The following is a 21,510-nucleotide window of genomic DNA, read 5'->3' as shown; positions in this document are numbered from 1 at the left end:
GGTCAGCGGGGCGCGTCAGACCGTCACCACGGTGCACGGGGCCGAGAAATCGCCCCAGGTGCCGTCGGGGAGCCTGGCGCGGAGGGTGAGGGCGTAGCGGACGCCGGGCGTGGCGGGGACGGTGAGGGTGTACGTCACGGGCCCTGGCGGGGGTTCGGCGCCCCAGACGACGGTGGTGGCGAAGCGTCCGTTCAGGTGGAGTTCGTGCTCCTTGACCGGGGCGCCGGTGGGGGGCGGGGTCCAGGTGAGGGTGATGGCGCCCCTGGTCGCCTTCGCGGTGACGCCGGTGGGGGCGGTGGCGGGGCGGCCCCCGAGCGCGGCCGGGGTGGTGAGGTCGGCGGACGCGCTGTCCGGGGAGGAGTTCTCGGCGGCGTCGCGGGCCCGCACGGTGAAGGTGTAGGCGGTGGCGGGGCGCAGCTGGGTGAGGCGGGCCGTGGTGTCGGTACCGGGGACCGTGTGGATGCGGGCGCCGCCCTGGTAGACGTCGTACGCGGTGACCCGGGTGTCGTCGCGGGCGGGCCGCCAGCCGAGGGTGGCCGCGCCCGGGCCGTCCGCGGTGGCGCGCAGGGCGGTGGGGCGGGACGGGGGCGTGCGGTCCTCGGCCGTGGCGGAGGGGGTGGTGGCCGTGACGGCGAGGCTGTCCGGCGAGATGTTTCCGGCCGCGTCGCGGGCCCGGACCGTGAAGGTGTGAGGGGTGGCGGGCGCGAGCCCGGTGACGTCGGTCATCAGGGTGCCGGCGGACAGGTCCTTCATCTTCCGGCCCTGGCGGTAGACGGCGTAACCGGTGACGCCGCGGTCGTCCGCGGCCGCGCTCCACATCACGTGCACGGTGCTCGCGCTGCCCGCGGTGGCGGTGACGCCGGTGGGCGCGGTGGGGGCACGGGTGTCCCGGGCCGCCTCCGCGGTGCCGGAGCAGGCGGAGAGAGCGGCGGCGAGGGAGAGCGTGGACAGGGTCGACAGGACTGCGGTGAGGGGGCGTTGCATGGGGGGTACCTCCGTCCCGTAAAGGTCTGGACCTGTATGGCACGGGGGTGGGGACGGGGGCAAGAGGGCGGCGGGGAGGGCTGTCGGGAGGGCGTTGTCAGTGGGGTGCGCTTCACTGGATCCATCACTCTCCGTAACGGAATCAGGGGGAATCGTGACGGACCGTACGACGTATGTGACGGTGGCCGGGCTGCGCGGGCGCGGATGGAGCGACGCGATGATCGGCGAGCTGCTCGGGCAGGCCGACGTGCAGGGACGCGACCCGCGGCGCTGGGCACTCGCCCCGGTGCGGCTCTACCTCCTCGCACGGGTCGAGGCGGTGGAGCGCACACCGGAGTTCCTGGGCTGCGCCGCCGTCGCGGGGCGCGGCTCGGCCGCGGCCGGTGCGGGCGCCGAACGCCGGCGCCGGGCGGTCCTCGCCGCGATCCGCGCCGAACCCCTCGCGGTCCCCCGGCTGCCGGCCGCCGAACTCGAACGGCGTGCGGTGCGGCACCGACACCTGCTGGGGGCCCGCGGCCCCGGCGGCGTCACGGCCGGCGCGATGGTCCGCTGGCAGGTCGGCTATCTCCGCCACGCCCTCTCCCGCTACGACACGCTCCTCGACGGCCTGTACGGCGACGCGGGCCGCGCCGAGGCCGAACGCCTCCTGCGCCGACGGGTGTACGAGGCGATCGCGGCCGTCTATCCGCACCTGGCCCACGAGTGCAGGCGGCGGATGGAGGTGGAGCGGTGAGGGCGCGTCAGGAGGGGGCGGCGAGCATTCGGGCGATCCGGCGGCACGCGGCCGGGACGGGCGCGACGACCGGAACGGCGAGGCGCGACCGCAGGACCTCGGCGGCTTCTCCCAGCGGGCCGCCGCCGATGACGACCGCCTCGGCCCCGTCCCGTACGACGCAGGCGCGGACCGCGGCCTCCAGAGCCGCGAGCAGCGACTCGGGGCGGGCGGCGAGGCGTTCGGGGGCGCCTGCGGTGAAGCGCGCTCCGGTGTACGAGGGGGCGAGGCCGAGGCGTTCGACGTGGGCGGCGATCGAGCCGGCCAGACGCGGGGTGGTCGTGGCGATGCCGAAGCGCCGGCCGTCCGCCGCCGCCTCGGCCAGGGCCGCCTCGCCGATACCGACCACGGGCACGGGCACGGAAGTCGTGGCGGCGCGGGGTCCGAGGGGGCCGGGCCCTACCCCGGCGTCGTACGCCGTCGTGTCGCCCGTCGTGCGCCCCAGGCCGCACCCCCGTAGTTCGGGCACGCCGGGGTCGCCGAAGGCCGCGACGATCAGGGCGGCGCAGTCGCCCGAGGCCAGGGCCGCGTGCGCGGCCGCCACGACGTACGGGACGGCGGCGTCCAGGGCGTGGGGGTCGGTCAGCATCGGCGGGCCGTCGGCGGCCGTCACGCCGCGCACGCGCAGGCCGGTGCCCGTCAGGGCACGGCGGGCGAGGGCCGTCATCATGCGGGTCGTCGCCGCGGAGGTGTTGGGGTTGACCAGCACCACGGCCGGCGCCCCGGGCCCCGCGGCGTGGGCGGGGACCGGGGCGGGCGGGTGCGGGGGGACGGAGCTCAGTGGACGTGCGCCGCCTTCGCCGCGCGGGTGTCGGAGATCTCCTCGCCCGGTTCCATCGGTGCCGTCACGGTGTCCTCGTCGCCGCGCTTGCCCAAGTGGTTGAAGAGCAGGTTGAGCACGACGGCGGCGACGCAGCCGGTGGAGATGCCCGAGTCCAGGATGATCTTCGCCGTCTCGGGGAAGGCGTGGTAGAACTCCGGCTCGGTGATCGGGATGATGCCGACCGCGAGCGAGACGGCGACGATCAGCACGTTGTTGTCCCTCTCCAGGCCGGCCTTGACCAGCGTCTGGATGCCGCTGGCGGCGACCGAGCCGAAGAGGACGACACCCGCGCCGCCGAGGACCGGCCGCGGCACGACCGAGATCAGCGAGGCGGCCACCGGCGACAGACCCATGAGGACCAGGAAGCCACCGCCGCAGGCGACAACGAAACGGCTGCGGATGCGGGTCATGGCGACCAGGCCGATGTTCTGGGCGAAGGCGCTGCACATGAAGCCGTTGAAGAGCGGGCTGAGCGCGGAGCCGAGGGTGTCGGCGCGCAGTCCGGCCGCGATGGTCTTCTCGTCGGCGGGGCGCTCGACGATCTCGCCGAGCGCCAGCATGTCTGCGGTGGACTCCGTCATGGAGACCAGCATGACCACGCACATGGAGATGATCGCGGCGAGCGCGAACTGCGGGGCGCCGAAGTGGAAGGGGGTCGGGAAGCCGACGATGTCGGCTTCCTTCACCGGGCTGAAGTCGGTGACGCCGAAGGGGATGGCGACGAGCGTGCCCAGGACCAGACCGACCAGCACCGCGACCTGCTTGAGGAAACCGCGGGTGAAGCGGCGCAGCAGCAGCACGATGGCGAGCGTGATGCCCGCGAGCGTGAGGTAGTTCGTCGCGCCGTAGTCGTCGGCCGCGGGGTTGGGCCCCTGGGCCCAGCCGAAGGCGACCGGCAGCAACGAGACGCCGATGAGCGTGATCACCGTGCCGGTGACGACGGGCGGGAAGAAGCGCACGAGGCGCGAGAACCAGGGGGCGGCTATGAAGCCGAGGAGTCCGGCGACGATGATCGCGCCGAAGATCACGGGAAGGGCGTCGGCCTTGTCCTTCGTCGTGTCGACGATGGCGAGCATCGGGGCGACGCCGGCGAAGGTGACGCCGTTGACGAACGGCAGCCGGGCACCGATCTTCCAGACGCCGAGGGTCTGGAGGAAGGTGGCGAGACCGGCGGTGAAGAGGCTGGCGCCGGTGAGGAACGTCAGTTCGGTGCCGGAGAGGCCCACGGCCGCTCCGACGATCAGGGGCGGGGCGACGACCCCGGCGTACATGGCGGCCACGTGCTGCAGACCGCTGGTGAACATCTTGACTGGGGGCAGGGTCTCGTCGACCGGATGCTTGGTCCGGTCGCCGTCTGGGGCGGCGCCGTCGGGGGCGGTGCCTGCGTCTGTTGCATTGCGAACCTGGGGCTTGGCGGCCACGGCGGTTCCTCCGGTCGGTGACACGTCGGCGGTGACGGTGGTTTCAGGGAGGTGGTGCGATGCGGTGCTGGGTGCAGGAGGTACGGCTCGATGCGGGGGTGGTGCGGGAGGTACTGCGGTGCGCTGGCGGAGGGGGTGCGGCGCGGGGACGGGAGCGTCCGGTGAGGGTGCGGACACACGTTCACCGTTCCGGGGGGTGCCGCACGACTTCTGCGTACGTACACCCCCCGGCCCGGCTGCCGTGGACCCCGCTCGGGTCCACGGCGACCGACCGAGGGCCGTCCCCCTCGGTCGGACTCCTTGGGGAGGGTCAGCCCTGGGCCGCGATGCGGGCCAGGCGCTGCGCCTCCGTGCGCGCGTCGCGCGCGATCCGCTCCTCGTCGGCGGTGAGCAGTCGGTTGTTCTCGACGATCTGCTTGCCGTTGACGAAGGACGCGGTGACCGGGGCGGCCGCCCCGAAGACGAGGGCGGTGACCGGGTCGGCGATCGACGAGTGCCCGAGGCCGTCGACCTTCCAGAGCACGAAGTCGGCCAGCTTGCCCGGCTCCAGGGAGCCGACGCTGTCGGCTCGGCCGAGGACCTGCGCGCCGCCGAAGGTGCCGAGGCGCAGGGCCTGGCGGGCGTTGAGCGCGGACTCCCGGTGGGCGCCGAGGCGGTTGACCAGCAGCGCGTTGCGCAGCTCGGTGTGGAGTTCGCCCGACTCGTTGGACGCGGTGCCGTCGACGCCGAGGCCTACCGGCACGCCCGCCCTGAGCATGTCGGGTACGCGGGCGATGCCGGCGGCGAGGCGCGCGTTGGACGAAGGGCAGTGGGCCACACCGGTCCTGGTGCGGGCGAAGGCCTCGATGTCCGAGTCGTTCATGTGGACGCAGTGCGCCATCCACACGTCCTCGCCGAGGAAGCCGGTGGACTCGAAGTAGTCCGTCGGGCCCATGCCGAACAGCTCGTGACAGAACTTCTCCTCCTCCACGGTCTCCGAGCCGTGGGTGTGCATCCGCACGCCGAGCCGGCGGCCGAGGGCGGCACCCTCGCGGAGCAGCTCGGTGGAGATGGAGAACGGCGAGCAGGGGGCGACGGCGACCTGGGTCATCGCGTCGAAGGAGGCGTCGTGGTACTTCCGCACCGTCTCCTCGGTCGCGGCGAGCGCGCCCTCGGTGGTCTCGACGGCGAAGTCCGGCGGCAGGCCGCCGTCCTTCTCGCTGCGGTCCATGGAGCCGCGGGCGAGGGTGAAGCGGACGCCCATGTCGGCGGCGGCGCCGATGATGGCGCCCGACAGGTCGCCGGAGCCCTGGGGGAAGACGTAGTGGTGGTCCATGGCGGTGGTGACACCGCCGCGGGCCATCATGGCCAGCGAACCCTGGGCGGCGACGCGCACCATCTGCTCGTCGATGCGGGCCCAGGTGGGGTACAGCGCGACCAGCCAGTCGAAGAGGTTGTGATCGGTCGCCAGCCCACGGGTGATCCACTGGTAGAAGTGGTGGTGGGTGTTGATCAGGCCCGGCGTGATCAGGTGGCCGGTGGCGTCGATCCGCCGGACCACGTTCTCCAGACCGACGGGCGCGTCGCCCGCTCCGACGGACTCGATCCTGTTGTCGGCGACGACGAGGTGGCCGGTGGCGTACTCGGTGTCGTTCGCGTCGACGGTCGCGATCGCCGCGTTCTCGATGACGATGCGTCGTGGGGCTGCCGAAGGCGCTGCCATGGCGGTACTTCCTTCATTCCGGGAGGGTGGGAATCCCCCCACACGGCTGTCGTGGGGGGAGGGCACGGCAGGACCCTAGGAAGATTTGAGTGCCGGAGCCGTCTGGCCGCTCCGGGTGCCGAGATGGTGGAAGAAGAGGTTCAGCAGGACGGCGACGAGTGCGCCGGCGCTGATGCCGGAGCCGAGCACGGTCTGCGCCCAGGCGGGGAATCCGGCGTAGAAGGTGGGAGCGGCGAGCGGGATGATGCCCGCACCGAGAGCGACGGCCACCAGGATGATGTTGGAGCTGTCGTCGAGGCCCGCTTCCGAGAGGGTCCGGATGCCGCTGACGGCGATCGACCCGAAGAGGACGATGCCTGCTCCCCCGAGGACCGGCATGGGTACGAGGGAGACCACCGCGCCGAGGACCGGGAAGGCCCCGAGGACGAGGAGGGCGCCGCCGGCGACGGCGACCACGTACCGGCTGCGCACCCGGGTCAGGGACACGACGCCGACGTTCTGGGCGAAGGCCGAGGTGGGGAAGCCGCCGAAGACCGGGCCGAGCAGGGTGGCGATGCCGTCGGTACGCAGGCCGCGGGTGATGGTCCTCCCGTCGCTGCGCCGCTCGCAGATCTCGCCGAGGGCCAGCATGCCGGCGCTGGACTCGGTCATGAGGACCAGCATCACGATGCACAGGGAGAGGATCGCGGCGGGCTGGAACTCGGGGGTGCCGAAGGCGAAGGGCGCGGGCAGCGCGGCGACCGGCGCCTCCTTCAGGGCGGAGAGGTCCGCCATGCCGAAGGGGACCGCGGCGAGTGTGCCGAGGAAGAGGCCGAGCAGCAGGGCGATCTGCTTGACGAAGCCCCTGCCGAAGCGCTGGAAGAGCAGGATGACGACCAGCGTGAAGGCGGCGAGCGCCAGGTACTTCATGGCGCCGAAGTCGGCGGCGTTCTTGTCGCCGCCCTGGGCCCAGCTCACCGGGACGGGCATCAGGGTGACGCCGATCAGGGTGATCACCACGCCGGTGACGAGCGGCGGGAAGAAGCGCAGGAGCCGTCCGAAGAAGGGACCGACGGCGAGGCAGAAGACGCCGGCGACCATCACCGCGCCGTAGATGGCGGGGAGTTGGTGTCCCTGGGCGCTGGTCTCGGCGATGGCGAGCATCGGCGCGATGCCGGCGGACGAGGCGGCGTTGACGAACGGCAGCCGGTTTCCGGCGAAGCGACCGAGACCGAGGGTCTGGAGGATGGTGGCGCAGCCGGCGATGAGCAGGCTGGCGGCGATGAGCCGGGTCATCCCGGCGGCGTCCAGGCCGACGGCCTGGCCGATGATGAGCGGAGGGGTGACGACGCCCGCGTACATGGCGGCGATGTGCTGGAGTGCCGCGGGGACGAGCCGCGAGGCGGGGAGCTTCTCGTCCACGGGGTGGCACTCGGCCGGTGCCGAGGCGGGGGTGGACGCCGGGGTGGAACACGGGCCTTCGGCTGTCGCCGGCCCCTTTGCAGGCTGTGCCATGGAACTTCCCTCCGGTCGTGGGCCCCCGCCCGACTGCGGGACGGGCGGGGGCGACCACTCGGTGCCGCTTAGAGGTTGGTCATGTCGACCGGGATCTGCGCCGTGGCGCCGTCCCGCAGGATGGTGGCCTCGATCAGGCCGTACATGCGGTCGGCGGCGTAGTAGACCTCGTTGTCGTTCTTCAGGCCGAAGGGCTCGAGGTCGACGAGGAAGTGGTGCTTGTTCGGGAGCGAGAAGCGGACCTCGTCGATCTCCGAACGGTGGTTGATGATCCGCGTCGCCATCTGGTACAGCGTCTGCTGCAGCGAGTACGAGTAGGTCTCCGCGAAGGCCTCGAGCATGTGCTTCTTGGTCTGCTCGTAGGACCGCTCCCAGTTGGGCATCCGCTGCTCGTCGTCGGTCCAGTTGAACCGCCACTGGCCGGACACCTGGGTGGCGAGGATGCGGTCGTACGCCTCCCGGAGGGTGGTGTACTTGTCCTTGATGTAGCCCCAGAACTCCGAGTTGGTGGAGTTCATCACGACGAGGTCCTTGAGGCCGGAGATGACCTCCCACTTCTCGCCGTCGAAGGTGACCTGGGTGGTGCGGGTCTCCTGGCCCTTGCGGACGAAGGAGTGGTTGACCTCGTCCGCGCCGATGAACTTGGAGTTGGCGTCGGAGCTGGCGATCCGCTCCCAGGAGTACTCCTCGATCCGGATCCGCGCCTGCTTGATCGGCTCCTGGCTGGTCACGAAGTGACGGGCGAGGTGGATGCCGAACTGCTCGGCGGACTCGATGCCGTACTCCTTGGCGAACGCGAAGACGGTGTTCTTCGTCGTGTCCGTGGGGAGGCAGTTGGCGTTGGAGCCGGTGAGGTGGACGTCGTCGAGGTCACCGGAGAGGGCGACGGAGACGTTCAGGTCCTTGATGTGGTGCGTTCCGCCGTCGCGCGTGATCTTGACGACGCGGTTCTCTGCTTTGCCGTACTGGTTCTGGCCGAGAATCGTGGGCATGTCTGCTAGCTCCCTCGGTAAACGGAGTAGCCGAACGGGTTGAGCAGCAGCGGTACGTGGTAGTGCTCCCCCGGCGCGACGGCGAACGTGATCGCCACCTCCGGGAAGAACGCTCCGGTCGTACCACTGTCCCGATTCGCGGGGGCGTCCTGCTGCGCCTCGGCTTGCTTGTTCTGCTTGCTCAGGAAATACGTCTCGGTCTGGAAGTCGAGGCGTACGTGGGTGGTGCCCTCCGGCAGGGCCGGCAGGTCCTTGCACCGCCCGTCCGCGTCGGTGGCGGAGCCGCCCAGGGCGACCCACTCCGCGTCGGAGCCGGCGCGGGCCGCGAGCGTGACGGCCACGCCCTCGGCCGGACGGCCGATGCTGGTGTCCAGGATGTGGGTGGACACGGAGCTGCTCGGCAGGGCCGAGGTGTCGGTGCTCATCAGTTCTCTTCCTCGGTCTCGACGAGACGGGTCAGACGGATGCGGTTGATCTTGCCCAGTTCGGTGCGGACGATCTCCCGCTCCTGCTCGGGCGAGTTCTCGATCCGTGCGCGGATCGCGTCGCGCATCTGCTCGCCGGTCTTGCCGGTGGCGCAGATGAGGAAGACGTGCCCGAACTTGTCCTGGTAGGCCAGGTTGAGTTCGAGCATCTCGGCCTTGAGTTCCGCGGAGGAGTCGGCCATCCCGCTCTGCTCGCGGGAGGAGGTCGGATCCCCTGCCTTCGGACGACCGATCGGCGGGTGGCCCGCCATCGCGTCGGCCAGGTCCTCGGTGGTCAGCTCGGCCATGGCGGCGTCACTGGCGAGGAAGAGGGCTTCGGCGGTGGCAAACGGGCGCTGGGCGAGAAGCTTGCTCCCCCACGCCGAGCTGGAGCACACCTCGTGGAGTGCGGCGACGGCGTCGCCGTCCGCCGAGGTGTTGAACCGGGTCAGACCCGAGGTCGTACCTGAAGTCACGGGAAGCCTCCGTGGCTGTTTTTCGCTGTGCGTCGGACGGGCTGCGGATAGCTAACGCCCTCCGCAACACCACGTCAACACTTTGTTGAAAACTCGGCCATACAAAAGCCGTCGTCCCGACATCTGGACGACGGCTTGTGGCCCCACATGATCAACTACGCGTCCTTGGGGGCCTTTTCCCTGTTCAGAGCAGTCTCCCTGTTCAGGTAGTTGTACACGGTGAAGCGGCTGACCCCCAGCGCACCGGCCACCGTCTCCACCCCATGGCGCACCGAGAAGGCACCGCGTGCCTCCAGGATCCGCACGACCTCCTGCTTGCTCTTGCGGTCGAGCGCGGAAAGCGGCATTCCGTGCCGTCGCTCCATCGCGGCCAGAATGTGGTCCAGCGATTCGGACAGCTGCGGCAGCCGGACGGCGAGCACGTCCTCGCCCTCCCAGGCCAGGACCACGTCGTCCGCCCCCGCCTGCTCCGGCACCAGGATCTCGGCGCCCATGGCGTCGACCAGCGGCTTCACCGCCGCGACCAAGGGGTGCTCCGTCACTTCTCCCCCTCACGGTTCGCATCACCGTTCGCCTCGTCGATCACGTTCACCTGCAGCGACACCCGGGTGGCCCCGGCCGCGAGGGACTTGCGCAGCAGCGCGTCCACCGCGGTGAGCACCGCGTCGGCGCCGCCTTCCGCCGTATTGCCGAAGGGCCCCACGTCGACCGCGTCCAGCGCGGCCGACTGGATGACCTCACGAGCCACGACCGCGTGCGCCGGCGCCTCGTCGAGGTCGAACGGCTCGGTCGTGAACTCCACTCTCAAACGCACCATGCCCCCCACGCTACGGGCCGTTCGCGGCCTGCGGGAGCCCTGGACCTGCGGGGTCCTCTTGACAAGGCGGATGCTCTGCTTGCAACATTCCGTCAGACAGAAACTTACTTCCGCAATACGGAAGGAGCGCCTACCCCTCATGGGATACACGGACCAGCGCTTCGATGTGAACCTGTCGATCCTCTTCACGGAACTCCCGCTCCTGGAGCGCCCCGCGGCCGCCGCCGCGGCGGGCTTCACCGCGGTCGAGCTGTGGTGGCCCTGGATCGACACCGCCACCCCCGACCAGAGTGAGCTCGACGCCCTCAAGAAGGCTCTCGAGGACGCCGGCACCCAGCTGGTGGGGCTGAACTTCTACGCCGGCCGGCTCCCCGGCCCGGACCGCGGCGCGGTCTCCGTGCCCGGCCAGGAGTCGGACCGCTTCCGCACCAACATCGACATCGCGGCGGACTTCGCCGCCTCGGTCGGCTGCAAGGCGCTCAACGCGCTCTACGGCAACCGCGTCGAGGGTGTGGACCCGGCCGTCCAGGACGAACTCGCCCTGGAGAACCTGGTCCTGGCCGCCCGCGCGGCCGACCGGGTCGGTGCGATCCTGCTGATCGAGACCCTGAACAAGCCGGAGTCGCCGCTCTACCCGCTGGTGAGCGCCCCCTCCGCGATCGAGATCGTCGACAAGGTCAACGCGGCCACGGGCCTCGGGAACGCCAAGTTCCTGCTCGACATCTACCACCTGGCCATGAACGGCGAGGACGTCAGCCAGGTCATCGCGCAGTACGCCGACAAGGCCGGTCACGTCCAGATCGCCGACATGCCGGGCCGTGGCGCCCCGGGCACCGGCGAGCTCCCGCTCGAGCAGCTGCTCGACGAGCTGAAGAAGGCCGGCTACGACGGCTGGGTGGGCCTGGAGTACAAGGCCGCCGACGCCGCCGCGTCCTTCGCATGGTTGCCCGCCGAGGCGCGCGCCGCCAAGTAAGTCCGGGCGTTCAGCCAGGCGACCCCCGCCCTTTTCGTACGAAGCTTCAGAGAAGGACCCTCCCCAATGAGCAACCTCCCCAAGATCGCGTGGATCGGTCTCGGCATCATGGGCTCCCCCATGTCCGAGAACCTGATCAAGGCCGGCTACTCCGTCACCGGCTTCACCCTCGAGCAGGACAAGCTGGAGCGCCTGGCCGCCGCCGGCGGCACCGCGGCCGGCTCGATCGCCGAGGCCGTCAAGGACGCCGACGTGGTCATCACGATGGTGCCCGCCTCCCCGCAGGTCGAGGCCATCTCCTACGGGCCCGAGGGCATCCTGGAGAACGCCAAGCCGGGCGCCCTGGTCATCGACATGTCGTCGATCACCCCGCAGACCTCGGTCGACCTGGCGAAGAACGCCAAGGAGAAGGGCATCCGCGTCATCGACGCCCCCGTCTCCGGCGGCGAGGCCGGCGCCATCGAGGCCGTCCTGTCGATCATGGTGGGTGGCGAGCAGGCCGACTTCGACGAGGCCCTCCCGATCCTCGAGGCCCTCGGCAAGGTCATCGTCCTGTGCGGCCCGCACGGCTCCGGCCAGACGGTGAAGGCCGCCAACCAGCTCATCGTCGCGGTCAACATCCAGGCCTGCGCCGAGGCCGTCGTCTTCCTCGAGAAGTCCGGCGTGAACCTCCAGGCCGCCCTGGACGTCCTCAACGGCGGTCTGGCCGGCTCCACGGTCCTGACCCGCAAGAAGGACAACTTCCTGAACCGGGACTTCAAGCCCGGCTTCCGGATCGACCTGCACCACAAGGACATGGGCATCGTCACCGACGCCGCCCGCAACGTCGGCGCGGCCCTCCCGGTCGGCGCCGTGGTCGCCCAGCTCGTCGCCTCCCTGCGCGCGCAGGGCGACGGCGGCCTGGACCACTCGGCCCTGCTGCGCGCCGTCGAGCGCCTCTCCGGCCAGCAGGTCTGACCCGGCTCCCCGTCCCGACGGGGCCCAGATTTCCGGACGGCGGTGGCGCTGACACCTGTCCTGTCGCGCCCAGGCGTCGCCGCCGTCCGGGACACCACACTTCTTTTTCAACAAACTGTTGACGATGTTCGAGGGGCGTACCTACGCTCCAGAGCACTCCCACACTCGGCAGTGCAGCTCAGGAAGGTCCACCATGTCGAAGCGCGTGCTTACGACCGAGTCCGGCGCCCCGGTCGCCGACAACCAGAACTCCGCCACCGCCGGCGTCGGTGGCCCCATCCTCCTGCAGGACCAGCACCTGCTGGAGAAGCTCGCGCGCTTCAACCGTGAGCGCATCCCGGAGCGCGTGGTGCACGCCCGCGGCTCCGGTGCGTACGGCTACTTCGAGGTGACCGACGACGTCACGGCCTACACGAAGGCCGCGTTCCTCTCCGAGGTCGGCAAGAAGACCGAGACCTTCCTGCGCTTCTCCACCGTGGCCGACTCGCTCGGTGGCGCGGACGCGGTCCGCGACCCGCGCGGCTTCGCGCTGAAGTTCTACACCGAAGAGGGCAACTACGACCTCGTCGGCAACAACACCCCGGTGTTCTTCATCAAGGACCCGATCAAGTTCCCCGACTTCATCCACTCCCAGAAGCGTGACCCGTTCACGGGCAAGCAGGAGCCGGACAACGTCTGGGACTTCTGGGCGCACGCCCCCGAGGCGACCCACCAGGTGACCTGGCTCATGGGCGACCGGGGCATCCCGGCCTCGTACCGGCACATGAACGGCTACGGCTCGCACACCTACCAGTGGACCAACGAGGCGGGCGAGGCCTTCTTCGTCAAGTACCACTTCAAGACGAACCAGGGCATCCGCTCCCTCTCCGCCGAGCAGGCCGCCGAGCTCGTCGGCAAGGACGCCAACTCGCACCAGACCGACCTGCTGCAGTCCATCGAGCGCGGTGTGAACCCGTCCTGGACCCTCTACGTGCAGGTCATGCCGGCCGCCGAGGCCGTGGACTACCGCTTCAACCCGTTCGACCTCACCAAGGTGTGGCCGCACGGCGACTACCCGCTGCAGCGCGTGGGCCGTCTGGTCCTCGACCGCAACCCGGAAAACGTCTTCGCCGAGGTCGAGCAGGCCGCGTTCTCCCCGAACAACTTCGTCCCGGGCATCGGCCCCTCGCCGGACAAGATGCTCCAGGGCCGTCTCTTCGCCTACGCGGACGCCCACCGGTACCGCCTCGGCGTGAACCACACCCAGCTGCCGGTCAACGCCCCCAAGGCGACCACGGCCGACAACTACGGCCGTGACGGCCTCATGGCCACCCGCAACGGCTCGCGCCACGACAAGAACTACGAGCCCAACTCGTACTCCGGTCCGCGTCAGACCGACGCCCCGCTGGCCGCGCCGCTCGCCGTCCACGGCTGGACCGGCGCCCACGCGGCTCCGGAGCACGCCAAGGACGACGACTTCTTCCAGGCCGGTGAGCTCTACCGCCTGATGTCCGAGGACGAGAAGGCCCGCCTGATCGCCAACATCGCCGGTGGCCTCTCCCAGGTCTCCCGCGAGGACATCATCGAGAAGAACATCGCCCACTTCGCCGCCGCCGACGCCGAGTACGGCCGGCGCGTCGAGGAGGCCGTCCGCGCCCTGCGCGAGGACTGATCCTCCGAACACCCAGACTGCGTACGGCACCTGACGGGAGGTCAGTGATCGTACGCAGTCCGGATCACCGGCCCGGATGAGGGGTGGTCGGCGATCCGGACAGCGTGAGGACCGCGGTGGCACCGAGCCAGTGCGGTGGTAAGGACCTCCGGCCCCCCTTCTTGACCTGAAGGAAGGGGACCGGCCGGAGCGTCCGTCGGTACCACCGCGGTCCCAACGCCCCCCTTCTCGCACGGAAGGGGGCACAAACTCCGCCCGGCGGCGCGAACGTCCTGTCGCGCCAGCCTCGCACCGTCGGGCGGTCACCACGTCGCGTCGTGCGGTTTACGGTCCCGCACGGCGCGTCCGAAGACCAGGGTCTGACTTTCGCACAGAATGTCAGGCCCTGGTCCTTTTTGCTTCTGTTCGGACTTCCGCACTCGCCGTGTTCGTCCCCCTCACTCCTCCGTCCCCTCGCGCGGCGGCGGCGAGCGCGAGGGTGACGGTCAGCGAGGCCACCGCGAGCAGGGCCATGGCCGTCCGGGGCGAGGTGAGCTGGGCGAGACCGCCGGCGAGGGCCGCGCTGAGGCCCTGGAGGGCGAGCATGCCCGAGGCGTGGAGCCCGAGCGCGTGGCCGCTGAGCTCGTCGGGGACCTGGGCGGTCAGCCGCTCCTGGTAGATCAGGCTCGCGCTGTAGCCGACCGCGGACACCGTGATCGCCACCAGCGCGAGCGTCAGGCCGGGATCCAGGACGAAGACCAGGTACGGGGCCGCGAGCAGGGCCTGCAGGGGCGCGGCGAGCCGGCCCCGCCACCGGGCCGGTACGAACCGCCCGATCGCGATGTCCCCCGCCAGCATCCCGAGCGCGGCGCACGCGAAGAGCACGCCGGCCCGCTCGGGGGCGTAGGGGACGAAGAGCGACTCGCAGCCGACGATCAGACCGTTGGGCACCCACAGCGCGAGATAGACCAGCCGTCGCGGGCGGGAGGACCACAGCCGGGCGTTGGTCCGCCAGGTCTCGGCGGCCGAGGCCCGGCCCGCGGTGCGCGGGGCCCGCCGGGAGAGACCGCCGCGGGCGAGCAGAGCGGCGGCCAGGTGGAGCGCGGCGCCGATCAGCAGGGTGCCCCGCGGGGAGAGCAGCGCGAGCAGCAGCCCGCCGGTGGCGAAGCCGGCGATCTGGCAGACACCGACGGCCATGTTGAACACCGAGCGGCCGATCAGATAGCGCTCGCGCGGCAGGATCTCGGTGAGCAGCCCGTAGCGCACTCCGCCACCGACGGAGCCGACGAGACCCTGGACGAAGAGGATCGCGAAGACGGCGCCGACCGGCAGGCCGGGAACGGCCTGGGCCGCGGTGCCGGCCGTGAAGACGAGGGCCACGGCGGCGAGCGCGGCGCGGGGCGCCAGCCGGTCCGCCGCCGAGAGCAGGGTGGTGGCCCCGACGAGCTGGGCCAGGGCCGGGCCGAACATCGCGAGCGCGGAGAGCAGCGGGGAGTGCGTCGCGCGGAACACCAGGGTGGCGAGTCCGAGACCGGAGACGGTCTGTGCGGCGACCTGGGCCGCGCCGACGAGGAAGAGCGGGGTGAACTCGGGGGTGCGGAAGAGATCGCGGTAGCGGGGCATGCCGGAAGTCTCGGAGCGGGCGGGGCGGCGTCGGTATTGTTTCGCGGCAGGGCGAAAGGACGGGGGCGGGGCGCGGTGGGATGGTGGCAGATCGGTACGGACTCCCTGGCCGGGAGCCGCTTCGCCCTCTCGCCGCTCGCCGAGACGATCGCGGCGCTCAAGACCCTGCACGCGGCGGCCGGCGCCCACCGGGGCGAGCGCGCCTGGCTGGCCGCGCACCTGCCCGCGTACCGGGAGCGGCTGGCTGCCGAGCCGCTCGACGCGCTGCTCGTCCGGGCGGCCATCGGGCCCACGTGGAACGCCGACTTCCTGACGCCGACCCCCCTGGGCGAGGGCGAGCCGTCCTTCGAGGAGGAGGTCATGGCGGTCCGCGACGCCGAACCGGGCGACGCCGTATCGCAGTTGGAGGTGGCGGTGGGCGGTCCCGTACCGGAGCCGCTGCGCCCTCGGCGCGATCTGCCGTGCCGGATGGCGGGCGTCCTGGAGTGGGTGTGGCGGGAGACCGTGCTGCCCGACTGGCCGCGGCGGCGCCGGGTCATGGAGGCCGATGTGGCGGCGCGCACCGCACGGCTCGCCCGCGACGGCTGGGCGACGGCGCTCGACGAACTGTGTCCGGGCCGGACCCGCTGGCTCGGGGAGGGCCGGCTGCAGATCAACACCCGGGACTACCCGCCGCGTTCGGTGGACGGCGGACGGCTGCTGTTCGTGCCGGTGACGCCGGCGAAGGGCTGGGTGTCGTGGGAGGGCTCGGCTCGGTTCGCGATCGTGTACCCGTGCGATGGCGCCCTGGCGGACGTCACCGGCCCGGTGGTCCCCGAGGCGCTGGGCACCCTGCTCGGAACGGCCCGCGCGGGTGTCCTCGTACGCCTCGGATCCCCCAAGTCCACGAGCCAGTTGGTGGCGCTGACGGGTCAGGGGCTCGGCTCGGTGGGACGGCACCTGAAGGTGCTCCTGGACGCCGGACTCGTACGGCGGAGGCGCGCCGGGCGGTCGGTGCTGTACGACTGGACGGACGCGGGCGCGGTGCTGGTCCGCGCGCAGGCCTGACGGGCGGAGCGGGTACGCGAACGGCCCCTCGGGCGCAGGTCTGGCGGGCCCGGAGCAGAGACGCGGACGGCCCCCGCAGGCGCAGGCCTGACGGACGGAGCGGGTACGCGAACGGCCCCCATGGCGCGCACGCCCGACGGGCGGAGCAGGTACGCGAACGGCCCCCTCCCCGGTGCTCGACGGGGCGGAGGCCGCTGCGTGTCAGCCGGTCAGGAGGTCCTGACCGGGGTGGATCAGACCTGGAGGGCCTTGATCGCGGTGGGCGCGTGGCCCGGCTCGGTGGCCAGGTCCTCGAACTCGGTGACGTCGCTCATGTCGACCGTCTTGCTCATCGCGATGTTGGTGATGCGCTCCAGGATCGCCTCGACGACGACCGGGACCCGGAACTCGACGGCCATCTTCTTGGCCTGCTCCAGGGCCTCGCCGAGCTTGTTCGGGTCCTCGACCCGGATCGCCTTGACGCCGAGACCCTCGGCGACCTTGACGTGGTCGACGCCGTAGACGCCGATCTCCGGGGTGTTGATGTTCTCGAACTCGAGGTTGACCTCGAAGTTGATGCCGAGACCGCCCTGCGCCTGCCGGATCAGACCCAGGTAGGCGTTGTTCACGAGGACGTGGACGTAGGGGACCTTGTGCTGGGCGGCGACCGCCAGCTCCTCGATCATGAACTGGAAGTCGTAGTCGCCGGAGAGGGCGACGACCGGGGTCTCCGGGTCCGCGGTGGCGGCGCCGATGGCGGCCGGGATCGTCCAGCCGAGCGGGCCGGCCTGGCCGCAGTTGATCCAGTGGCGCGGCTTGTAGACGTGCAGGAACTGCGCGGCCGCGATCTGGGAGAGACCGATGGTGGTGACGTAGCGGGTCTCCGGGCCGAAGGCCTTGTTCATCTCCTCGTAGACGCGCTGCGGCTTCATGGGGATGTTGTCGAAGTGCGTACGGCGCTGCAGGGTGGCCTTGCGCTCCTGCGCGGAGGCGGCCCAGGCGGAGAAGTCCGGCAGCTTGCCCGCGGCCTTGAGCTCCTTGGCGATCTCGACGAAGAGCTCCAGGGCGACCTTGGCGTCGGAGGCGATGCCGTAGTCCGGGGCGAAGATCTTGCCGAGCTGGGTGGGCTCGATGTCGACGTGGACGAACTTCCGGCCCTTCGTGTACGCCTCCAGGTTGTAGCCCGTGTGGCGGTTGGCCCAGCGGTTGCCGATGCCGAGGACGAGGTCCGACTCCAGGAAGGTCGCGTTGCCGTAGCGGTGCGCGGTCTGGACACCGACCATGCCGGCGGCCAGCTCGTGGTCGTCCGGGATGGTGCCCCAGCCCATGAGGGTGGAGATGACCGGGATGTTCGTCAGTTCGGCGAACTCGACGAGCAGGTCGGAGGCGTCGGCGTTGATGATGCCGCCACCGGCGACGATCAGCGGGCGCTCGGACTCCAGGAGGAAGTTCAGCGCCTTCTCGGCCTGGGCGCGGGTCGCGGACGGCTTGTAGACCGGCAGCGGCTCGTAGGTCTCCGGGTCGAACTCGATCTCGGTCAGCTGGACGTCGATCGGCAGGTCGATGAGGACCGGGCCGGGACGACCGGAGCGCATCAGGTGGAAGGCCTGCTGGAAGACGCCCGGGACCTGCGCGGCCTCCAGGACGGTCGTCGCGGCCTTGGTGACCGGCTTGGCGATCGTGGCGATGTCGACGGCCTGGAAGTCCTCCTTGTGGAGCTTCGAGACCGGGGCCTGACCCGTGATGCACAGGATCGGGATCGAGTCGGCGATCGCCGAGTACAGGCCGGTGATCATGTCGGTGCCGGCCGGGCCGGACGTACCGATGCAGACGCCGATGTTGCCGGCCTTGGCGCGGGTGTAGCCCTCGGCCATGTGGGAGGCGCCTTCGACGTGGCGGGCCAGCGTGTGGCCGATCCCGCCGACGTTCTTGAGCTCGCGGTAGAAGGGGTTGATCGCCGCACCGGGCACGCCGAACGCGTTGGTGACGCCTTCGCGCTTGAGGATCTCAACGGCCGCTGCGGCGGCGGTCATACGAGGCATGGGAGTGCTCCTCTTCGGGGCCTTGTCGGCGCAGTTTCCATAATGCGGAAGTACTGTTCTGCTATACGGAAGCAATGTAGGTCGGGGGGCGGAGAGGCGTCAAGAGAGTCCCGACGGGTGGGCGGCACCGGGGCGCGCGGGGCTGCGGGCCCGCGCGTACGGGATGGCCGAAGTCGTCCCCTCGAACGGCCTGATTGGTGGACGATGGGGACGCACGACGCAGAGGGGGTTCGGTGTGGGTGAGTCGGTACAGGTGCGCTGCCCGGAGTGCCTCCGCACACTGCGCTACGCGGCGCCCGCGTTTCCCTGCTCCTGCGGCCGCCCGATCGCGCCCCCGGTGATCGCGGGTGCCGTCGCCGCCCCCATCACGCACCGCAACTGGTCCGACGAATGGGTCACCGTCCACTGCCCCGCCTGCACCCGCGCCTCGGACTGGCCCCACCCGGAGGTCGGCTGCCCCTGCGGCGCGGTGCTGCGGGTGCCGGTGGAGGGGCCCGGCGGGCCAGAGGCGCCGGAAGGGCCGAAAGGTCCGGAGACGGCTCCGGGGGCTGCTCCGGATGCCGGCGCAGGAGGGGCGGGGGCCGCGTCCCCGCCCTGGGCCACGGGACCGGGCGGGCGCTGGGACGCGGGGGCCGTGCGGGACGGCGCCGCGGACGGGCGCGCGGCGGGTAGGGACCGGGACACCGGGGCCGCCGACGGGTCCGCGGCCGGTACGGGCGGGGGCGCGGGCGCTGCGGACGGGTCCGAGACGGGTACGGGCCGGGGCGCGGGCGCTGCGAACGGGTCTGAGACGGGCACGGGTACGGGCACGGGCCGAGACGCCGGGACCTCCGCTGCCGCCGCCGGAACCGGCACCGGAACCGACGTCGCAGGCCGTGGCGACGGCTTCGGGTCCGGGCTCGGCCACGGGCCGGACGGCGACCTCGACCCGTACCTCGCACCTGAATCCCGCCCCGACCCGCGGCACGGCCCCGGCCCCGACGCACGCCCCGACCTGGAGGCGGTCGCCCCGGACGCGTACCCCGCCTCCTTCGCCCGCCGGCACCCCTCTCCGCTGCCGCCGCCCGCACCCGCGCCGGCCCGCCCGGCCCCCGGCCCGGCGGCCCCGCGCTCCGCGTTCCGGCCGGTGACGATCCGGACGGCGCGGGACGCGGTGGCGGCGTCCGCCGGGTACCTGCGGTGGCTGGGGTTCAAGGACGTCGTGCAGCCCGAGGAACGGTCGGCGTCGGCCGTGGACCTCCGGGGGCCCGGACTGGTGGCGCAGGTGGATCCGAGCACGCGGCCGACCGGACTGCGGGCCGTGGAGTGCCTGTGGCTGAACGGTCTCAGCAACTCGGCGGTGAGCGTCTACTTCTCGCTGGCGGGCTACACCCCTGAGGCGCACGAGCGCGCCGAGGGCCTCGGCATCCCGCTCTTCGTGCTGGACCTCACGGGCACGCCGCAGCCCGTCAACGCCCCGGCCGGCGAGCTGCTCAGCACCGGAGCGCCGTAAGTATTTCGGCCATTCACACGTGACGATCGCCTCTCCCCCGGGCACAACACCCTCGGGGGGTGAACACCATGACGATGGGGATGTGGTGGTTCCTGGGGGCGGCGTTCGGTCAACTCGCGCTGGCGGGGCTGTTGTTGCGTACCCGCAGCCAGGAGCGGCCGGAACTGCCCCCGCAGGCGCTCGCGCTGCTGCGCGGGGGCCCTCGGGCGGCGGTGACGGTGGCCCTGGTCGCGCTGCACCAGCGCGGGGCGGTGGCGGCGGGGCGCAGGGGGACGATTCGCGCCAACGGCGGGGCGGGGCGCACGCGCGATCCGCTGCAGCTGGGCGTGCACCGGTCGCTGCAACGGGCGCTGGCGCTCAAGGTCTTGGCCACGCGCCCGAAGGCGCGGCAGGCGCTGGACGCGCTGCGCGGGGAACTGGGCAGGACGGGGCTGCTCCGCCCGCCCGGCAGGCTGAAGGCGGCCCGGCTCCTTCTGGGCCTGGTCCCGGTGACGGTCGCCGTCGGCCTGCTGGCGACCGGCCTCTCGGGGCCCGCGCTCGCGCTCGGTACGGTGCCGGTGCTGGCCGCGGCGGCGATGCTGTGCGTCCCGCCCACGACGCGCGGGGCCCGGCGGCTCCTCGCGAACCTGCGCGCCCGGCATCCGCTGCCGACGCACCGGCGCGAGGTGACGGACGGCCGTGACGTGCTGCTGTACGTGGCCCTGTACGGCGACCCGGCGCTCACCATGTTCCTGCCGCACTTCTCCCGTGACGGCGGCCTCCTGGGCCGCCGCGCCAACCGCGAGGACGGCTACGCCACGGGGCGCGGCTGGAACCCGGACAACGGCCCTGCCTGCACGGGCGGCATGCCCGACTGACACGACCGCGGCCCGGCGACGAAGGGCGGACCACGGTCGGCAGGCAGGCGTCGGCGGGCTCGGGACGACAGCTCAAGGTCGACGGACCAGAGTCGACGGGCCGGGCCGACGTACCAAGGTCCACGGCCAGAGTCGACGGGCCGGGTCGACGGGCCAGGTCCGGCCATGGCACGGCCGGGCAGGGCGCGGCGGCGCGGGGCAGGGCGGGACTCGACCGGCACACCGACAGGGCAGCCCGAGCCGGGAGGAGCCGAGGCCGGCGGGCCGTCCCGGGCCGTCCCCGGCCGGTCCGGGGTGTGCGGATGCGCGTCGCCGGGGCCCCGCGGGGCGGCGTAAGGCGAGCGCGGCACCTCCGCGTCGAGCGGCCCTCGTACCCCCGGTCCGGCCCCGCCCCGGCCCACGCCGCGCCATACTGGCGTATGCGCATCCGAGTGGCCACAGCGGCCGAACTCCCCATGCTCCAGGACATCGAACGCGCCGCGGGCGAGGCCTTCCGCCCCCTGGGCATGGGAGAGATCGCCGACGACGAACCCCTGTCCCTGGACGTCCTGGAGGGCTACCGCAGCGCCGGGCGGGCCTGGGTGGCGGTGGACGAGGGCGGACGCCCCGTCGCGTATCTCCTCATGGACGCCGTCGACGGCGCCGCCCACATCGAGCAGGTCTCCGTGCACCCGGCCGCCGCCCGCCAGGGCGTCGGGCGGGCCCTCATCGAGCACCTGGCGGGTGCCGCCCGCGAGCAGGGCCTGGCGGCACTGACCCTGACGACCTTCGCCGAGGTGCCGTGGAACGCCCCGTACTACACGCGGCTCGGCTTCCGCCGCCTCGACGACGACGACCCCGCGCTCACCGAGGGCCTGCGAGCGATCAGCCGGGCCGAAGCGGCCCACGGGCTGGCCGCCTGGCCCCGCGTCTGCATGCGCCGCGAGGTGTCGGCCCTGGTCTGACGGCCGCGGGACGCCGGGCGG

The 21,510-nt window shown here is 72.0% G+C and carries 20 protein-coding genes; 8 read left to right on the top strand and 12 right to left on the bottom strand.

Going from position 1 to position 21,510, the window contains the following annotated elements; translation table 11 throughout:
- Positions 1 to 15: 15 nt before the first annotated feature.
- Positions 16 to 984, bottom strand: coding sequence for a fibronectin type III domain-containing protein (locus ACIRQF_RS33405; RefSeq protein ID WP_404098111.1), 969 nt, complete (start codon positions 982 to 984; stop codon positions 16 to 18).
- Between the two features lie 154 nt (positions 985 to 1,138).
- Here ACIRQF_RS33405 and ACIRQF_RS33400 point away from each other — a divergent pair, with 154 nt between their 5' ends.
- Positions 1,139 to 1,717, top strand: coding sequence for a hypothetical protein (locus ACIRQF_RS33400; RefSeq protein WP_389752406.1), 579 nt, complete (start codon positions 1,139 to 1,141; stop codon positions 1,715 to 1,717).
- Positions 1,718 to 1,724: 7 nt separating this feature from the next.
- On the opposite strand, the gene ACIRQF_RS33395 is transcribed toward ACIRQF_RS33400, so the two are convergent.
- The 9 genes from ACIRQF_RS33395 to ACIRQF_RS33355 form a co-directional block, all read right to left on the bottom strand.
- A complete protein-coding gene (locus ACIRQF_RS33395) occupies positions 1,725 to 2,468 on the bottom strand; it encodes an aspartate/glutamate racemase family protein (RefSeq protein ID WP_404098108.1) in 744 nt (247 codons plus the stop codon).
- Positions 2,469 to 2,533: 65 nt separating this feature from the next.
- Entirely contained in the window at positions 2,534 to 4,000 is a 1,467-nt protein-coding gene (locus ACIRQF_RS33390; protein ID WP_376633582.1) for a nucleobase:cation symporter-2 family protein, read from the bottom strand.
- 310 nt (positions 4,001 to 4,310) lie between these two features.
- Positions 4,311 to 5,702 (bottom strand): 8-oxoguanine deaminase, encoded by a 1,392-nt coding sequence (locus tag ACIRQF_RS33385; protein ID WP_404098105.1) that lies wholly within the window; start codon positions 5,700 to 5,702, stop codon positions 4,311 to 4,313.
- A gap of 75 nt (positions 5,703 to 5,777) precedes the next feature.
- On the bottom strand, positions 5,778 to 7,196 hold the full coding sequence (locus ACIRQF_RS33380; RefSeq protein ID WP_376633586.1) for a nucleobase:cation symporter-2 family protein: 1,419 nt from the start codon (positions 7,194 to 7,196) through the stop codon (positions 5,778 to 5,780).
- A 68-nt stretch (positions 7,197 to 7,264) separates the two neighbouring features.
- Positions 7,265 to 8,188: a factor-independent urate hydroxylase gene (pucL, locus tag ACIRQF_RS33375; protein WP_376633588.1), complete on the bottom strand. Its 924-nt coding sequence runs from the start codon at positions 8,186 to 8,188 to the stop codon at positions 7,265 to 7,267.
- 5 nt (positions 8,189 to 8,193) lie between these two features.
- Positions 8,194 to 8,613 carry a hydroxyisourate hydrolase gene (gene uraH, locus ACIRQF_RS33370; protein ID WP_376633590.1) on the bottom strand — a complete coding sequence of 140 codons (420 nt, stop codon included), beginning with the start codon at positions 8,611 to 8,613 and terminating at the stop codon, positions 8,194 to 8,196.
- Positions 8,613 to 9,128 (bottom strand): 2-oxo-4-hydroxy-4-carboxy-5-ureidoimidazoline decarboxylase, encoded by a 516-nt coding sequence (gene uraD / locus ACIRQF_RS33365; protein WP_376633591.1) that lies wholly within the window; start codon positions 9,126 to 9,128, stop codon positions 8,613 to 8,615. The genes uraH and uraD overlap by 1 nt, the downstream gene beginning before the upstream one ends.
- Positions 9,129 to 9,283: 155 nt before the next feature.
- The gene (locus ACIRQF_RS33360) at positions 9,284 to 9,622 is read right to left on the bottom strand and encodes a helix-turn-helix domain-containing protein (RefSeq protein WP_382480980.1); all 339 of its coding nucleotides are present in this window, start codon (positions 9,620 to 9,622) and stop codon (positions 9,284 to 9,286) included.
- 44 nt (positions 9,623 to 9,666) lie between these two features.
- Positions 9,667 to 9,942, bottom strand: a complete 276-nt coding sequence (locus tag ACIRQF_RS33355; RefSeq protein ID WP_376633749.1) for a hypothetical protein — start codon at positions 9,940 to 9,942, stop codon at positions 9,667 to 9,669.
- A gap of 142 nt (positions 9,943 to 10,084) precedes the next feature.
- Here ACIRQF_RS33355 and ACIRQF_RS33350 point away from each other — a divergent pair, with 142 nt between their 5' ends.
- From ACIRQF_RS33350 to ACIRQF_RS33340, 3 genes are all read left to right on the top strand, one after another.
- The gene (locus ACIRQF_RS33350; protein ID WP_389752395.1) at positions 10,085 to 10,918 is read left to right on the top strand and encodes a TIM barrel protein; all 834 of its coding nucleotides are present in this window, start codon (positions 10,085 to 10,087) and stop codon (positions 10,916 to 10,918) included.
- A 66-nt stretch (positions 10,919 to 10,984) separates the two neighbouring features.
- Positions 10,985 to 11,875 (top strand): 2-hydroxy-3-oxopropionate reductase, encoded by an 891-nt coding sequence (locus ACIRQF_RS33345; RefSeq protein WP_376633594.1) that lies wholly within the window; start codon positions 10,985 to 10,987, stop codon positions 11,873 to 11,875.
- A 193-nt stretch (positions 11,876 to 12,068) separates the two neighbouring features.
- On the top strand, positions 12,069 to 13,526 hold the full coding sequence (locus ACIRQF_RS33340) for a catalase (RefSeq protein ID WP_404098099.1): 1,458 nt from the start codon (positions 12,069 to 12,071) through the stop codon (positions 13,524 to 13,526).
- A gap of 378 nt (positions 13,527 to 13,904) precedes the next feature.
- Here the strand turns inward: ACIRQF_RS33340 and ACIRQF_RS33335 are convergent, their stop codons facing one another.
- Positions 13,905 to 15,128 carry an MFS transporter gene (locus tag ACIRQF_RS33335; RefSeq protein ID WP_404098097.1) on the bottom strand — a complete coding sequence of 408 codons (1,224 nt, stop codon included), beginning with the start codon at positions 15,126 to 15,128 and terminating at the stop codon, positions 13,905 to 13,907.
- A gap of 75 nt (positions 15,129 to 15,203) precedes the next feature.
- On the opposite strand from ACIRQF_RS33335, the gene ACIRQF_RS33330 reads away from it, so the two are divergent.
- Positions 15,204 to 16,175: an ArsR family transcriptional regulator gene (locus tag ACIRQF_RS33330; protein WP_404098095.1), complete on the top strand. Its 972-nt coding sequence runs from the start codon at positions 15,204 to 15,206 to the stop codon at positions 16,173 to 16,175.
- A 233-nt stretch (positions 16,176 to 16,408) separates the two neighbouring features.
- Here ACIRQF_RS33330 and gcl read toward each other — a convergent pair whose 3' ends face one another.
- Positions 16,409 to 18,196 (bottom strand): glyoxylate carboligase, encoded by a 1,788-nt coding sequence (gene gcl / locus ACIRQF_RS33325; RefSeq protein ID WP_376633601.1) that lies wholly within the window; start codon positions 18,194 to 18,196, stop codon positions 16,409 to 16,411.
- Between the two features lie 235 nt (positions 18,197 to 18,431).
- On the opposite strand from gcl, the gene ACIRQF_RS33320 reads away from it, so the two are divergent.
- The 3 genes from ACIRQF_RS33320 (at position 18,432) to ACIRQF_RS33310 (ending at position 21,489) form a co-directional block, all read left to right on the top strand.
- Entirely contained in the window at positions 18,432 to 19,688 is a 1,257-nt protein-coding gene (locus ACIRQF_RS33320; protein ID WP_404098093.1) for a hypothetical protein, read from the top strand.
- A 68-nt stretch (positions 19,689 to 19,756) separates the two neighbouring features.
- Positions 19,757 to 20,545 carry a TIGR04222 domain-containing membrane protein gene (locus ACIRQF_RS33315; protein WP_404098292.1) on the top strand — a complete coding sequence of 263 codons (789 nt, stop codon included), beginning with the start codon at positions 19,757 to 19,759 and terminating at the stop codon, positions 20,543 to 20,545.
- A 419-nt stretch (positions 20,546 to 20,964) separates the two neighbouring features.
- Positions 20,965 to 21,489, top strand: coding sequence for a GNAT family N-acetyltransferase (locus ACIRQF_RS33310; RefSeq protein WP_404098090.1), 525 nt, complete (start codon positions 20,965 to 20,967; stop codon positions 21,487 to 21,489).
- The last annotated feature ends 21 nt before the right edge of the window (positions 21,490 to 21,510 follow it).

Source organism: Streptomyces sp. NPDC101191 (assembly GCF_044767915.1).
Taxonomy (GTDB): Bacteria; Actinomycetota; Actinomycetes; order Streptomycetales; family Streptomycetaceae; genus Streptomyces.
Note: the sequence above shows the minus strand (reverse complement) of the source record. Positions and strands in the feature narration are given on the sequence as shown.

What these genes read in the sequence shown, in the direction of transcription:
- ACIRQF_RS33385 (WP_404098105.1), bottom strand. Translation starts at nt 5,702, where the DNA reads ATGGCAGCGCCTTCGGCAGCCCCACGACGCATCGTCATCGAGAACGCG.
- ACIRQF_RS33360 (WP_382480980.1), bottom strand. Translation starts at nt 9,622, where the DNA reads ATGGGCGCCGAGATCCTGGTGCCGGAGCAGGCGGGGGCGGACGACGTG.
- ACIRQF_RS33345 (WP_376633594.1), top strand. Translation starts at nt 10,985, where the DNA reads ATGAGCAACCTCCCCAAGATCGCGTGGATCGGTCTCGGCATCATGGGC.
- pucL (WP_376633588.1), bottom strand. Translation starts at nt 8,188, where the DNA reads ATGCCCACGATTCTCGGCCAGAACCAGTACGGCAAAGCAGAGAACCGC.
- ACIRQF_RS33315 (WP_404098292.1), top strand. Translation starts at nt 19,757, where the DNA reads ATGACGATGGGGATGTGGTGGTTCCTGGGGGCGGCGTTCGGTCAACTC.
- ACIRQF_RS33340 (WP_404098099.1), top strand. Translation starts at nt 12,069, where the DNA reads ATGTCGAAGCGCGTGCTTACGACCGAGTCCGGCGCCCCGGTCGCCGAC.
- ACIRQF_RS33405 (WP_404098111.1), bottom strand. Translation starts at nt 984, where the DNA reads ATGCAACGCCCCCTCACCGCAGTCCTGTCGACCCTGTCCACGCTCTCC.
- ACIRQF_RS33350 (WP_389752395.1), top strand. Translation starts at nt 10,085, where the DNA reads ATGGGATACACGGACCAGCGCTTCGATGTGAACCTGTCGATCCTCTTC.
- gcl (WP_376633601.1), bottom strand. Translation starts at nt 18,196, where the DNA reads ATGCCTCGTATGACCGCCGCCGCAGCGGCCGTTGAGATCCTCAAGCGC.
- ACIRQF_RS33380 (WP_376633586.1), bottom strand. Translation starts at nt 7,196, where the DNA reads ATGGCACAGCCTGCAAAGGGGCCGGCGACAGCCGAAGGCCCGTGTTCC.
- uraH (WP_376633590.1), bottom strand. Translation starts at nt 8,613, where the DNA reads ATGAGCACCGACACCTCGGCCCTGCCGAGCAGCTCCGTGTCCACCCAC.
- ACIRQF_RS33310 (WP_404098090.1), top strand. Translation starts at nt 20,965, where the DNA reads ATGCGCATCCGAGTGGCCACAGCGGCCGAACTCCCCATGCTCCAGGAC.
- ACIRQF_RS33335 (WP_404098097.1), bottom strand. Translation starts at nt 15,128, where the DNA reads ATGCCCCGCTACCGCGATCTCTTCCGCACCCCCGAGTTCACCCCGCTC.